The organism is Candidatus Dependentiae bacterium (assembly GCA_020431705.1).
Classification (GTDB): domain Bacteria; phylum Babelota; class Babeliae; order Babelales; family Vermiphilaceae; genus JAGQHQ01.
Map to the genome: position 1 here is coordinate 1 of JAGQHQ010000020.1, position 14,254 is coordinate 14,254.

At 33.9% G+C, this 14,254-nt stretch carries 13 protein-coding genes, 2 tRNA genes and 1 other RNA gene; 13 read left to right on the plus strand and 3 right to left on the minus strand.

What is annotated here, in order from left to right; all coding sequences use genetic code 11:
• The 4 genes from KC460_04680 to rho form a co-directional block, all read left to right on the plus strand.
• On the plus strand, positions 1 to 932 hold a 932-nt coding region (locus tag KC460_04680), incomplete at its 5' end, for a hypothetical protein (GenBank protein ID MCA9770638.1).
• Between the two features lie 152 nt (positions 933 to 1,084).
• Complete coding sequence (gene rpmA / locus KC460_04685; GenBank protein ID MCA9770639.1) at positions 1,085 to 1,342, plus strand: 50S ribosomal protein L27; 258 nt, start codon at positions 1,085 to 1,087, stop codon at positions 1,340 to 1,342.
• Positions 1,343 to 1,408: 66 nt separating this feature from the next.
• Positions 1,409 to 2,305, plus strand: a complete 897-nt coding sequence (gene secF / locus KC460_04690; protein MCA9770640.1) for a protein translocase subunit SecF — start codon at positions 1,409 to 1,411, stop codon at positions 2,303 to 2,305.
• 481 nt (positions 2,306 to 2,786) lie between these two features.
• A complete protein-coding gene (gene rho, locus KC460_04695) occupies positions 2,787 to 4,250 on the plus strand; it encodes a transcription termination factor Rho (protein MCA9770641.1) in 1,464 nt (487 codons plus the stop codon).
• A 63-nt stretch (positions 4,251 to 4,313) separates the two neighbouring features.
• Here the strand turns inward: rho and tsaD are convergent, their stop codons facing one another.
• Together tsaD and KC460_04705 are read right to left on the minus strand one after the other, a co-directional pair.
• The gene (gene tsaD / locus KC460_04700) at positions 4,314 to 5,330 is read right to left on the minus strand and encodes a tRNA (adenosine(37)-N6)-threonylcarbamoyltransferase complex transferase subunit TsaD (GenBank protein ID MCA9770642.1); all 1,017 of its coding nucleotides are present in this window, start codon (positions 5,328 to 5,330) and stop codon (positions 4,314 to 4,316) included.
• Between the two features lie 5 nt (positions 5,331 to 5,335).
• The gene (locus tag KC460_04705; GenBank protein MCA9770643.1) at positions 5,336 to 5,983 is read right to left on the minus strand and encodes a hypothetical protein; all 648 of its coding nucleotides are present in this window, start codon (positions 5,981 to 5,983) and stop codon (positions 5,336 to 5,338) included.
• A 76-nt stretch (positions 5,984 to 6,059) separates the two neighbouring features.
• Here KC460_04705 and KC460_04710 point away from each other — a divergent pair, with 76 nt between their 5' ends.
• From KC460_04710 to KC460_04750, 9 genes are all read left to right on the plus strand, one after another.
• Positions 6,060 to 6,533, plus strand: a complete 474-nt coding sequence (locus tag KC460_04710) for a DUF2062 domain-containing protein (protein ID MCA9770644.1) — start codon at positions 6,060 to 6,062, stop codon at positions 6,531 to 6,533.
• A gap of 23 nt (positions 6,534 to 6,556) precedes the next feature.
• Entirely contained in the window at positions 6,557 to 7,015 is a 459-nt protein-coding gene (smpB, locus tag KC460_04715; GenBank protein MCA9770645.1) for an SsrA-binding protein SmpB, read from the plus strand.
• 36 nt (positions 7,016 to 7,051) lie between these two features.
• Positions 7,052 to 8,242, plus strand: a complete 1,191-nt coding sequence (locus KC460_04720) for a hypothetical protein (GenBank protein MCA9770646.1) — start codon at positions 7,052 to 7,054, stop codon at positions 8,240 to 8,242.
• 130 nt (positions 8,243 to 8,372) lie between these two features.
• Positions 8,373 to 8,762: a transfer-messenger RNA gene (gene ssrA / locus KC460_04725) on the plus strand.
• A gap of 140 nt (positions 8,763 to 8,902) precedes the next feature.
• Positions 8,903 to 10,234: a hypothetical protein gene (locus KC460_04730; GenBank protein MCA9770647.1), complete on the plus strand. Its 1,332-nt coding sequence runs from the start codon at positions 8,903 to 8,905 to the stop codon at positions 10,232 to 10,234.
• Between the two features lie 171 nt (positions 10,235 to 10,405).
• A tRNA-Lys gene (locus KC460_04735) sits at positions 10,406 to 10,481 on the plus strand.
• A 91-nt stretch (positions 10,482 to 10,572) separates the two neighbouring features.
• Positions 10,573 to 10,649: transfer RNA gene (locus tag KC460_04740), tRNA-Glu, on the plus strand.
• 138 nt (positions 10,650 to 10,787) lie between these two features.
• Positions 10,788 to 10,976: a GIY-YIG nuclease family protein gene (locus tag KC460_04745; protein ID MCA9770648.1), complete on the plus strand. Its 189-nt coding sequence runs from the start codon at positions 10,788 to 10,790 to the stop codon at positions 10,974 to 10,976.
• A gap of 524 nt (positions 10,977 to 11,500) precedes the next feature.
• On the plus strand, positions 11,501 to 12,022 hold the full coding sequence (locus KC460_04750; protein ID MCA9770649.1) for a hypothetical protein: 522 nt from the start codon (positions 11,501 to 11,503) through the stop codon (positions 12,020 to 12,022).
• Between the two features lie 658 nt (positions 12,023 to 12,680).
• Here KC460_04750 and KC460_04755 read toward each other — a convergent pair.
• A complete protein-coding gene (locus KC460_04755) occupies positions 12,681 to 14,069 on the minus strand; it encodes a hypothetical protein (protein ID MCA9770650.1) in 1,389 nt (462 codons plus the stop codon).
• Positions 14,070 to 14,254: the final 185 nt, after the last annotated feature.

Below are 14,254 nucleotides of genomic sequence, written 5' to 3' on the forward strand. Positions count from 1 at the left end.
AAGACTTCAAAGCATCGCAGATGACTCATCTTATTTATGCATACTATTTAGCAGCTAAATATCCAAACAATATTTGCAAAGACGGCAAAAATAACCATAGTGCAAAAAATGATTCTGAGGATAATACGGATGTTGCTATTAATATCTGGTGCGACGATCATACAAATGATACGTTTAGTGCGACCTTTAATGGTCATATTAACCCAGTTAGTCTAGAAGATTCAGAGGATATTCGCACAGATATTGAACCATATCCAGGTGATACTTACGCAGATAATAAAACAATTTTTGATTTACATAAAAAATTGAAAATGGATTGGGGCGAAGAAATAAAAGATAATTATAAAATTTCTGTTGTTAATGGGGATTATTATTATTATAAGAGACGTGGCATACTAGTACCTTATTCAAGTGCGGACAATAATAAAGATAACAATGACAACAATAAAGGTATAGATCAGGCAAAAGAAAGGTGGGACTCAAAAGAGTTTAAAGCTATTCGAAAAAAATACAAAATTCTATCATACCCTTTAATACGAGTATTGTATCACAAAGTGAGTGGTATAGAAGAACGTATTGCTATTTATAACCTCAGAAAAAAAATAGAACAGTGTACTGACAAAAAAATATCATCTCAAGATACTTTAGAACATTCTCTGGACCTTCTTGCTAAATATAAAAAAACCATGTTAAAAACACCATGCGTTATTGTAGAGTACATGGATAAAAATAATACTGACATTAAACGAGAATATATTATTATTAAAAGAGATACAAATGAATATAGCATTAATGTACATAGTTCGGTTATAGCGGAAGATAGTAGTCAAATAGAAATACAACCCTCTATTTTTACTGTGAGTGATAAAGAAAATATTACAGAAAAAACCATAGAAGCTATTAAAGTATTACAAGAGAAGTTTAAAGATTAAAAAAAGGTTGCTTTTTACTAAGTCAGTACATTGGGATTGACATTTAAAGCATTAGGCATCATACTTTAGGAAAATATAATCTTTTAAAGTGGTTTTACCACTACTGGTAAAACAGTACTCAGTAAATTATTAATCAATACAAGGGAATTACGGTGGCAACAAGTAAATCCGGTGGTTCAACGCAGAATGGTCGTGATAGTCAGAGTAAACGGCTAGGTGTTAAAATCTTTGACGGGCATCGTGTTTTTGGTGGTGAAATTATCGTTAGACAAAGGGGAACTCGTGTTCATCCTGGGAAAGGTGTTGGACGTGGAGGTGACGATACTTTGTTTGTAAAAACATCAGGTGCTATCAAGTTTCATTATGGTAGAAAAGGTCGCAAATACGTGTCGGTTTTGCCACTTTCATAGTGTTTGGTTAAGTGGTGGGGGCTCTAGCTATCTGTTGAGCATAAAAACTGGTTCCCAGGGAGTGTTATGATCAATTTTCTCAAATATCGCATTATAGCTTGGTTGTTTTCCTTATCTATGTTGGTAGGATTTATTGGTTACTATGTGTATAAAAACCAAAGCCGTGGCTATGTGTTTAGCTACAGTGTTGATTTTACCGGCGGTACACAGATTTTGTTTAAGTTTAATAAACCAATTATTGGGACTGATATAGAAAATATACTTGATGAGAATGGATGGCCTGGGGCGATTACGCGAGAGTTTTCTGGCAATAATGATGTTCTTATTCGTGTGAAAGAGGTTGCGACTGATGCAATAGGGCTTGCCGAGCGTATGCGTTCAGTAATGGAAAAGGCGTTTCCTGGAGCAGAAGTTACTGTTTTACAGAGCGAGTCTGTTGGGCCAGGAATTGGTGCTGATTTGCGCTGGAAATCGATGCGTGCTGTTTTGATTGCATTGGCAGCGATGCTATTGTACATAGCGTTACGATTTTGGTCGCTTGGATTTGCTTTGGGTGCTGTTGTTGCGTTGTTTCATGATGCGTTTGCTATGTTAGCAATTTTTTTATTGTTTGATTTAGAAATTTCTATAAATGTGATTGGTGCTATTTTGGCGGTACTTGGATATTCGATTAATGATACGATTGTTATCTATTCGAGTATTCGCTCAAACATTAAAAAAATGAGAGGAGCTTCGATTACTCAAATTGTGAATGTTAGTTTAAATGAGACTTTCCGTCGTACCTTGTTAACTAGTATTTCAACGGCATTGACTGTGGGTGCAATGTTTGTGCTTGGTGGCCAAGTGCTCCGTGATTTTTCCCTTGCGCTTCTGGTTGGAATTATATTTGGAACATATTCTTCCATTTACATTGCCAGTTCTGTTATAATGATGTTACATAAAGAAAGTGATACGCCTAGTTAGCGTATAAATAAGTCAGTAATCAAACTTGTGCTTACCTACTTCTTTACTAATAAAAATCATGTCTTAATATCTTTTTTTTACAAAAATACTGTGTTCTAATCAGTGGGAGGAGCCTTTATGACATTTTTTGTCTATACGAGTTTAGGGGGATTTTTTAATGAAGTCAGATAATCTCGATTTACTTTTAAAAAAGCAGGATGAATCTGATATATCTGTTGATAATGCAAGCAAATCAGAAGTGGCTGAAAGCGATCGTAGTGTGGTAGGAAAAAAGACTTCAAAAGGTGGGGTATCTAAAAGTTCATCCACAAAATCTAGTAGTCAATCAAACAGTAATTTTTCTGCCAAACAACGAGTTGAGGGGCAGGTTAGTGATGAAAAAAACACTGCAATTGCAGCAGCAACAGAAAAAAATATAAAAAGTGAATCAGACGTGCAGAAAAAAGAGCGTATACAAGCTGTGCCATCTCGTAATATTGTTATGGCAAAAAATGGTAATGGTGGTAATGGGCAAGGATATGTTCAAAGGAGTGGTGGAAGTAAATTTCGCTCTAATGTACAAAGACGATCAAGGACTGACGGTGGTGGCGGAGGTAGACGCCGTTACGATATGCAAAATACACAAAATCGCGAAATAACAGCATATGATGTGAAGGTGCAGCTTAAAGAGTATGAGGAGAAAAAAATTACGATTGATCAGCTTTCTTTAGCAGACCTTAACTTCTATGCACGTCGATTGGGTATTATTGGTGCTGGTCTTATGCGTAAAGTTCAATTGGTTGAGCGTATTAAATATGTTGAAGCTCACCCAGATATGGAGCTAGAAGTAGAAGGAGTTTTAGAGCGATTACCAGATGGCTTTGGTTTTTTACGCTCAGGTCAATATGATTATATTTCTGGTCCAGATGATGTGTATGTTTCGCCGTCACAAATTCGTCGTTTTAATTTGCGGACTGGTGATATGATTAAAGGGGTGATAAGAAAGCCAAGAGAGGGTGAGAAATATTTTGCATTATTAAAAGTTGACTCTGTAAATGGTAAAGATCCTTCTACGATGGGTGATAGGCTTTCATTTGATAGACTATCTCCAATGCATCCAAATGAAAAATTTAATTTGGAATGTGATCCTTCCATTATTTCAATGCGGGTAATGGATCTATTTACACCAATTGGTAAAGGGCAGCGTGGGCTAATTGTTGCGCCACCGAAAGTTGGCAAAACAGTATTACTCAAAGACTTAGCTCGTGCAATTCTAACTAATCATGAAGAAGCTTATTTGATTGTGTTACTTATTGATGAACGCCCAGAAGAGGTTGCCGATATGCGGCGTACGGTAAAAGGGGCAAACGCGGAAGTTATAAGTTCCACTTTTGATGAAACGGCAAGCCGTCACGTACAAGTTGCGGATATGGTTTTAGAGAAAGCCAAACGAATGGTAGAAGCAGGTAAAGATGTTGTTATTTTACTTGATGCGATTACTCGTCTTGCGCGTGCATATAATACGGTGGCCCCTGCTTCTGGTAAAGTACTGACTGGTGGTATTGATGCAAATGCATTGCAAAAGCCAAAAAGATTTTTTGGTGCAGCACGAAACATTGAAGAGGGTGGATCCTTGACCATTATTGGAACAGCGCTTGTTGATACTGGCTCTCGTATGGATGAAGTTATTTATGAAGAGTTTAAAGGTACGGGTAATATGGAAATGCATATGACGCGTAAACTCTCTAACCGTCGTATTTATCCAGCATTTGATTTATTAGTATCTGGTACGCGCCGTGATGAGTTGCTGCATACTGATGAAGACTTAAAAAAAGTTTGGATTATGCAGAAATTTTTATCCACTATGAGCACGATTGAAGGTATGGAATTTCTAATTGATAGAATGAAAAAAACCAAAACAAATCGTGAGTTCTTAGAAACCATGAATAAAAAAATGGATGTGTAAGTAGAAAAATGTTCATTTTTTTATGAGACAAACAAAATGGCCGGATGTATGTTCGGCCTTACTTTATTCTAAGATATCTAAGTCAAAAGTAGAAAAATTACCCTTTTGCGCTTTATAACCACCAACAAAAGCAATCATTGCGCCATTATCAGTACAGTATTGGCGTGACGGAGTAAACAGTTGTTTGTTGTGTTTGTGTGCAAAATCGGCAAATTGTTTTTTAATATAATTATTGCAAGCAACACCACCAACAAAGCAGATACTTTTAATAGCAGGGTATTTTTTAATAGCAAGTAGCAGTTTTTCTTGAAAAATATCGGCAATACAAACAATCAATGAGCTGGCAACTTGTTTTTTGAGTACATCATCATTTTCTTGTAAAAAAGTTTTGCTTTTAAGTTCGTATGCACCACGTTTTACTAAGTCATAAAGTACCGCGGTTTTAAGGCCAGAAAAACTAAAACTAAGTGTCTTTTTCTGAGGGCGAGGGTAATTAAAAAAATCTACAAAACCAACTTCTTGAGCTAATTTTTCTATGATTGGGCCTCCAGGATATGGCAGGCCTACTAGTTTTGCAACTTTATCAAATGCTTCACCCGCAGCATCATCAATAGTTTCACCAATAACTTCGTACTTGCCAAAATCATGTACCAAATACATTGCAGTATGTCCACCAGATGCGGTTAAGCATATAAAAGGAAATGGTACATTATTTTCTATACATGCAGAAAAAATATGGCCTTCTAAATGATTTATACCAATTAATTTTTTGTGTTGTGCCCAAGCAAGTGATTTTGCAAAGCATGTACCAATCAATAATGCGCCAGGCAATCCTGGTTTGTGTGTAACAGCAATAGTGTCAATAGTTTCAAGTGTAACATTTGCTTTTTTAAGAGCATGTGAAACAACACCGTTAATTTTTTCTACATGTGCACGGGAAGCAATTTCTGGTATAACTCCACCAAATGGTGCATGTAGTTTTATCTGTGAAAATAGTACGTTAGAAAGCATACCAAGGTTTGTGTGATAAACTGCTGCAGCGGTCTCATCACATGATGTTTCTATTCCTAAAATATACATGATGATTACGTGTTGAACGCTACAAGCGTTGTAAGTGGGTTTTGTTTCACTTGACGTGTTATAGTTGCATGAAGGGTATCATAATTGATTGCCTTTAATAATTGTTGTGTCAAGATGTCGTGTACAACATTCTCTTGCAGATCTTTTTTTAGTACAATTTTTGGTAATTCAATTGATGAGCCTTGTTCTAGGTGGTCAACATAGCTACCAGGTAAATATACAATAATGGCGTCATCAGGAATACGAGTTAATGGCACATGCAATTGCTTGGTATGCCATTTGTGTATTGCTTTTCCATCAATTTCTCTTATGTCTAATTCAAGCGAAAACAGTTTATAATCTGCACCATTAGCAATGGTGAAATATTTAACGGTATTATCTTGAACCATGGGATTAATATCATCAACAATAACTAGATAGAAAAATGTTTGACTTTTATCAACTGAAAGCTCAAAAGAAACAGTCTTGCTTTTGTTACCAACGTCACAATGAATAATGACACCACCATGCCATACGCGAACGCTCGCATTTTTTGTAAAATGAGCTGGCAAATCAATAGTGCCAACAAAAAGCTTGCAATCGTTAAATGCTAATGCACCGGTGGTAAAGCTGCATAAAAATGCTAAAATTGCCATTATACATTTTTTATTCATAGCATTCCTATTATATTAATTAAGTGGTACGATATACATAAATACCGTTTATTACTCGTAGAATAGCGTAAAGAACATGATTGGGCAAGGGATATACCGTTTACTAAAGGCTATGGTGTTTAAAGAACGCTCCGTGCATATACTTGCACTTTCGTTTAGTCTTGGTGTGTATATTGCATTTTCTCCCTTTATTGGTCTTCACACGATTATGATCTTTTTTTTATCGTGGTTACTATCGCTTAATATAGCGGTTACGTTTATGGCAACATATTTAATTAATAATCCATGGACTATGATTCCTGTGTATAGTTCTGGTTATTTTTTTGGAGATTGGATGCTTTCCAGTATATTTGGAGTAGATACTATTGCAAGTAATCCTGCATGGATGTCTTATATTAACGAGCCAATAATACAGTGTACTGGCATTCAGGGAGTTTCGTTTTGGGCACTTTTAACTGGTGGTAATGTGCTTGGTGTTGGCTTAGCGCTTGTGCTATATCCCATTATGAAAAAAGTTTTTGGTCGTATTGTTGTGCGAGTATACCCATAACCCAATATACAAGTAGGCAATTCATGAAAGTTATTTCTCAAAATAAAAAAGCGTTTCACGATTATGATATTTTAGACAAACTAGAGGCGGGTATCGTTTTGACTGGAGATGAAGTTAAAGCATTACGTGCTGGACATGTGCGGCTTACTGGTTCATATGCTACGATTCATGATGGTGAATTACTTTTAATTAATTGCCACATTACACCGTATGAAAAGGCATATCGCCAAAGGGAGGAATTGGCGACGCGATCACGTACATTATTAGTACATCGTAAAGAATTAAATCGTATTATTGGCGATATTTCTACTAAGGGTATTACAGTGGTACCTTTAAAACTTTATTTTAATAAACGAAGTAAAATAAAAGTTGAGCTTGGCATTGCTAAACATAAAAAAGCTGCAGGAAAGAAGCAGGTATTAAAAGAGCGTGACATTAAACGGCAAACGGAGCGGGAACTGAAAGCTGTGTATAAATATTAGGTTATAAAAAAATGGTTTCAGAGATATAATAAACGGATGTTGAAGGTAAAATCTATTTATAGAGCTATTTTTTTTCTACTTTTACTTTATCCATATGTTGTTTTTGCGTATAAAGCAATGACTATTGTACCGGTTGCTGATTGCTATGAATTTCCACTTCAAGATAATTTTAATGTTCACGAATATGATGGTCCTGGTGTTTCTGAAGATACAAAAAATGAAAAAAATCCTCGCTGTTATCAATTACTATTTAATGAAACAGTTGATGTGATTGAGCAAAAAGGTGACTATTTGTGTGTTGCTATACCGCATATTTTGTACTGTGGGAATGGACGAGGCGATTTAAAAAATAGTTTTTGGATTCACAAAGGATCGGTAATTTCTCTAAAAAATATACAAAAAAAAGAAGTATTAATTAAATATATTCCCCAGCCGATTATCAGCAGTTATCAAGACCTTGCACTGTGTAATAAAGGCGTGGTGACACTTACAATGCCATTTTATGATCCCGTTACACAAAAACATTATTCTGCAGGTACGAGATTTGTACAAGTTAATCAAGCAAATAGTACATGCAACCACATATATACTTGTAATACACACCATATTCTTGTGTGGATCTTGGATACAAAGAACTGGCAGTGGGAATATACGTCGATACCAAAAAATATCTGTATAACCTATTGCGGAAAAAAAACACAGAAGGAACGGATAGTTGACTTTGTGAGGCTTATTAGGACATGGGCTAACCAAACAACTGGCTTTATACCATATGTTTGGGGAGGCGCAAGTTTTTGCTATACAATGCACACAAAACAAAAGCATCCTTATCAAGTTTATTGTGGTTTTGATTGCTCGTGCTTGGTATCTCGTGCTGCGCAAATATGTGGTATTCCCTATTTTTTAAAAAATACAGCAACAATAGGCTGCATACTTACTCCGTTGCGCTTTGATCAAAAAATAAAAAGCGGTGATTTGCTATGGTGGTTTGGTCATGTCATGGTTGTTTCTTCAGTTGAAGATAACTTACTCATTCATGCACGAGGTTATGGGTCTGGTTATGGCATTTTGCATGAAACACCTCTTAAAGAAGTATTTAAAGATGTTGTCACTTACGATGATTTAAGAATGTCATGGTTGCAGCGAAAGCCATTACGTGTACTTAATAAGCAAGGAAATGTTTGTGCAAAAATAGATATTTTTAATTTTTACTCTTTGACGTATTAACAATCACCTTTACTTTCTGTTATTTTTTTATCTGTTCTTTCTTTCTAATAAATTGCCGACATGGAAAATTTGCTAAGATTAGGTAAAAATGGTAGATTGTAAAATAATAGCGTTTTTTATTGAAATATTCGGGGGCGTACTGGTTTCGACGTGTTGTTGAGAGCTGTGAGCGCATGTCGAGCTTTGGCTGAGTAGCTCGTTAATCAAACAGTCATAAACAAGAAGTGCAGACTTCAAAACTACTCTCGCCTACGCTTAGTTTGTCGAGAGTTGCGTAACACATAGTTTACGCCGGGTTTTTTAGTGGTTTATCTATCGGTTGCTCTAAAACTCGTATTAACTTTAGATAGATCTGATTTAGCAAGGTTTTGTTGTTGTATAGTTAAATCAGTATCACAAAACTGCCGTATAAGCTTACTCTGTCTTTGTAGTTGCTTGTATGTATATACAGAGACTAAACATGTAGTGCTTGGAGCTTGATATAATGCGGACATGGGTTCGACTCCCATCGCCTCCACCAATCTTTTATTATTTAATAATTACATACTTTATTATTGTGTCTTTTAAGTTAATTTATCGAACTATTTTTTGTAGTACTTATTTAACTTTCTTGTAAATATAGTTACAATTATGAAATATTGTTTGGTTTTGGGTGGTAATATGAATATATTCAAAATAGGGAATAAAATTTTATTAATTTATGCCACAATGGTGTTGGTTGGGATGGGTAATATATCCTTTGCTATGGATACAATAAGAGGAATTCAATCTTTTGTTTCAAAAAGTGTTGATAGAAGTAATTTACTAGATTTGTTTACGGTAAAACAAAATTCTGAATTTTGGAAAAGAGGTTTATTCGCTGGCCTCAGGTATACAGGGGCTGCTACTAGTGGTGTAGTTGCTTATACACAGTTAAAGTTGGGAAATTATAAAATAGCTGGGGTTGTATTATTATGTGCACTTTCATGTTTATCCTTCGGTGACTTGAAAGTAGAAAAAATTTTTAAAATTCCTTCATATACACGTGATGCAGGTTTTGGCAATATTACTGATACTGTATTAAAGAATAAAGCCGAAGATGAAGATATCGAAATGGGGTATGAGGAGTTTAAGACTATTTATCATAGTACTATTTACAGTAATATTAAAAGGCTAGAGAAAATAAATTTGTATAATTACTGGGATCATAATTGTATGTCCATCTCGTCTAGATTACTTTTCTGGGCTTTTCAGAAAAATAAGGTAATTCAAAGTAGTTCTGGTACTTGTAATTTAGAAGCTAAAAAAGTGTATAAGGAGAATGGCATTTCAGATTTATATAAGATAAGCGAAGAAAGTATCATAAGATTTTGTGAGAAAAATCCAGGTAAAGATTATTGTAATTATGATTTTTTAAGGCGCTATATTCTTGGATATAACTTTTATTTAAGAGATGAAGAAAGTAAAGGCAATGTAAAGAAATTTAATACTACACGTATTTTGCAAGAAAAGAGTGTGCCTATACATTTTCTGGAAGAATTACCATTTGAGATCTGGTGTCACATATGTTTCTTTATACCAAAAAAAATACCAAAAATTACTCCTCTACCTATAATAGATAATTCCTATACAATAAATGATTTGACACAGTGTAATAACAATACAAATGTAGATAGAGAAAAAGTCATTGACATTGTGGTAGAGAATATGCGTAAAAAAAAAGGAATTCAAAGGATTAATCAGAAGATTAAAAAGATTAATCAAAAGAATGCGCGTATAAAAAGAACTGGAAAAGCATTACGACTTTGGTTAAAAGAAAAAAGAATAGTGATAAGTAAGCAACAATTTATCCACATGCTAAAGTATTGTTTTTTTAGAGAAGGTAGTGAAAATGCGGAAATCTATAATCCAGAAAATATCCTAATGCCACTATCGATAAAGAATATAGCACCTGCTATTGGTACTATTTCTAAAGAAGTAAAAGCTAGTACTAATAAATCGTCGTCGTGCTAATATTTATGAACTAATACCAAATGTGGTTTTGACTTACGGTATACTAAAGATATTTTTTTATAGAGCACACTTATTTTTATCATTTTTCTTGACAAAAGCCCTCTATAACTATACCTTTTACTGTGATTGTTGCTTCTAAAGAATTCTTTTTTTAGCACAATTGGGATATGTGAGCCGTTAGCTCAGTTGGTAGAGCAACAGCCTTTTAAGCTGTGGGTCGTTGGTTCGAGTCCAACACGGCTCACCATACATTGCTTTTATTAAGTTTTCTTGAGGATTTTGGTCGAGATTTTTTTGATTTGATTGAAGATATAGTTTTTTTCTTGAGCATAATCAAGGTCCCCATCGTCTAGCTGGTCTAGGACATCGCCCTTTCACGGCGAAAACAGGGGTTCAAATCCCCTTGGGGACGCCAGTCTTCGCTACTTCGTGGCTACGTCTGGCTGGTGCCATCTTTTAATATGTAATTACTAATTAATCTATGCTAGTACATGCGAAGACTGTCTGAAAAAGCCAAAGGAGACAACGGATGAGTCCCATATTAAGTTAATTTATGTCATATTACGTTTATCTTATAAAATCTATTAAATACTCAACAACATATGTTGGCTATACAAAAAATATAGCTGAGCGTCTGGCTACACATAATTCTGGAGGCTCTATTCATACAAAGAAAGACAGGCAGTGGGAGTTGATCGTATGTATAACATTTAAAAATATAGAATGTGCGAAACAATCTTAACTCTTTCCAAAATCTTCTATTCATGTAAAATCTTTTCATGGAAAATCTCGTTTTTTGATAAATTTTTAACATCTTTTTATCAGCGAGATTTTCCTCTTTTTACAAAATTATTTCAAGATTTTAATTTTGGGATAGGTTCTAATTCTTTTCTCAGTTTTATAAAGCGATTATAGCTTACTTTTGCCTGAAAGTAGTATGATAAAAAGCCACAAATCATTGTTTTGTAGTAGTTTTTAAAACACTTGAATCCAGAATAATGAAAATAAATTGTTATAGTTATTACTTTACTTGCTGTTAGTTTTCTTTTTCTACTAACATTTTTTTGCTTGGACCAGAAATTTTCTTGCTTCTGTTTGTTTTAAAAACCTGCAAAAATAATTAATTTCGCATAAAATAGTTACCAACATTACGGTATCTCCCTTTGGTTTTTATGTATTCCTGGGAGATTACCGTAAATCTTTTTTTCATCAAGTTTTTTTAATTATCGAACTCGCGTTAAATTATAGATATTAGTAGGAGTTGGAATGAGTTTTAGAGTTATTCATCATGAGGGCGACAAAGATTTATTGATTGAAAAGATAAAAGTAGCTGCAGACCAACTCAAAAGCGATGAATATAAAGATAACTTTGATTTTGATGAAGGTGAGTGGGAGCGTGCAGTTGATTCAGTGGTAAGCGGTGACTTATCTAACACAGAACTTGTATTTCTTGTTTTACACCTTGCAATAAATAGTTATTTTCCGCCTGTTTCTGAAGATTGTGGAATAAGTGCTTACGAAACTCTTGCAGATAAAACCTCAGGGAAATTAGCAAAAACATTACAAATGTTTGTAGATGGCAGGAGTTTTTCTACAGGTAATGTGGGGTTTGGGTTTGGTGATGAAATAAATTGTGGATATTTAACCTCTGATGAAGTTAGAGAATTTTTAGGATTACTTAAAGCGTACACTCCAGTTGAGGGTGAAGAAGAATTTGTTGCTATGTTGATTGAGACATTCTCGACGCTTGTTGAGAAAAATTCTGGCGACTTATTTATTATGGGTTAAAAGTTTGCGCTCTGAAAACTTTCAATTATGCCTTCTATTCGATAATTTTAATGGTATATACATTTATAAAAAATTGAGTTATAACTTAATCGGCCAATCTTAAAAGTTGTTATGATTGATGATACTACAAATCTAGCAACATCGGTACGTATCACCCAAAAAAAAGAGTAATTAGTGCAGCACCACAAGAGAGTTCTTTTGTGGCATAAATAACAATAAAATAAATAGTTAAGAAGGATTATTTATGAGAAAGCTGTTAGGTTCTGTTGAGTTTTCATCTTAACCATAAAACTTATCCAACAAATAATAAAATGCTTTAAAATTACGAGCTAATTTATCAAAGCGAGAGAAAATACGTCTAAAATATTTGATTTTTCAAAAAAAATTTTCAATTAAATGTTGTTCTTTGTAAATGTGCTTATCGTAAAAAATGGGGTTTAAACTGTTGCACTTCATTTTAGATTACGCAAAGGAATAACTGCAATACAATTTTGCTCTTTTATTTGTGCATGAACTTTTGCTGCCCTATAAACCCTGTCGGATAAAACATACGATTGAAAAGTGTTTTTTTATAATTTTTCTGCTTGATTAACGTTGCTTGATTATCCAGGTGTAACTAAAAATTGTAGCAGAACAAGCATGCGCTAGAAAATAATTTTCAGGCGGGGGCAGGTATGGTTCTTTTGCGTGCTATTGTTGTAAGCTCCTTTAGCTCAGCTCTACTTACGGCTATATTTTCTATAGTAATCGTGCCGTTAACAAATCGTATTAGAAAATTAGCACTTGCTTTGCCTCTGCCTACAAAAGAGCTTTCTGCAAACATATTTGCAGCCTGTTGCAGTTGTTCATGTGGTACATTTTTGATAGTTTCAATTCCTTTTGATGATGCAGCAATCTTAATTCCTTCAAGTAAACAAATTCCGTGACTGACAGTTTTTTCTTTACCAGATTCTAGCAAAAAATCATCCGGGATACATATTTTTAAGAGCTTGCTTTGTCCTGCATATCGTGTTTTAACCCGTATAGTATAGGGTGTTCCGTTTTGTATTGTAACATTGCTTATACCTTCTATTATTTTACCAACACGATTGGCAAGTGATGTAGAAGCTATTGATAGATTTCTTAAAATTGGACTATTAGATAACACTTGTTCAATATCTTGATAAATAAATTTATATAAATTATTAGATACCTCAAGATTGTTTTTTTCTAAGCACTGTAATACAAATAATTGACAATTATTGGTAATAGGATGATATCTCCAAAAATCTGGATCTCCTTCCATTGCGTTATTAATAAACTCATTATAACGAATTGTTTTTCTTGGTATCGATATATTTCTTATCTGGATGTTTTTCTTATCTTCGGCTTTTATTATTTGTATTGAACTTGATACGGTTTCATTTCTTTCTAATTTTACTAATAGGTCCTGGCATTTAATAATAAATCCAGTATGGTATAATTCATCATAGTGTAATTGCTTTAATTCATTTTTTGTTACAATTTTCATTAACTTTTTTATACCTGAACTAATTGGTTGTCTAAATACTGATATTTCTTGAATGGGACTATCACCTAGCTGATCATATATCTTTCTCACTTCTAATGGCATTTTCTCTCTCTCTTTTAGAATGTTAAGAATATCATTGGTCCAATCATGATATTCAATTCTCCATTTATTAGATTGATCTTTGCGTATGACGACAATAACATTGCTGCAGGAAGTTAACTTACTTTGAGAGCTTAATTTAATTGGGCTTGTGATAGTAACTGATTTTGTGCATGGTGCAACACAAATAGAATTAATTTCTTTATAATTAAAATCACGTGTTGAATTCGGATTTATCTGTTTACCTATAAATTCACATCTACGCTTGGTAAGTTTTTTGTTCCAACTGGGATATACTTGGCTGCTCTTAATATCTACAGTTATTTTTTCATTTGTAAAATTGATAATTTTTACTGTCCAGCACTCAGAAATATTTGTTGATATTAAACATATAAGATAAATTATTGTCCTTATAATAAATATGTTAGTCTTATACATCGATTCCCTTCTATTTTGTAACCACATTTGATTTTATCAAAGTAATATAATCGAATTTTAAAAATCAATTTTTTTAGCTAAACTGTTCTATGTATAATACTGACGTGAACTTAGAACCTATCCCAAAATTCATAAATGCCTCAAAGTATAGAATATAGCGGCAATTTGGATTGCTGCTATATAGT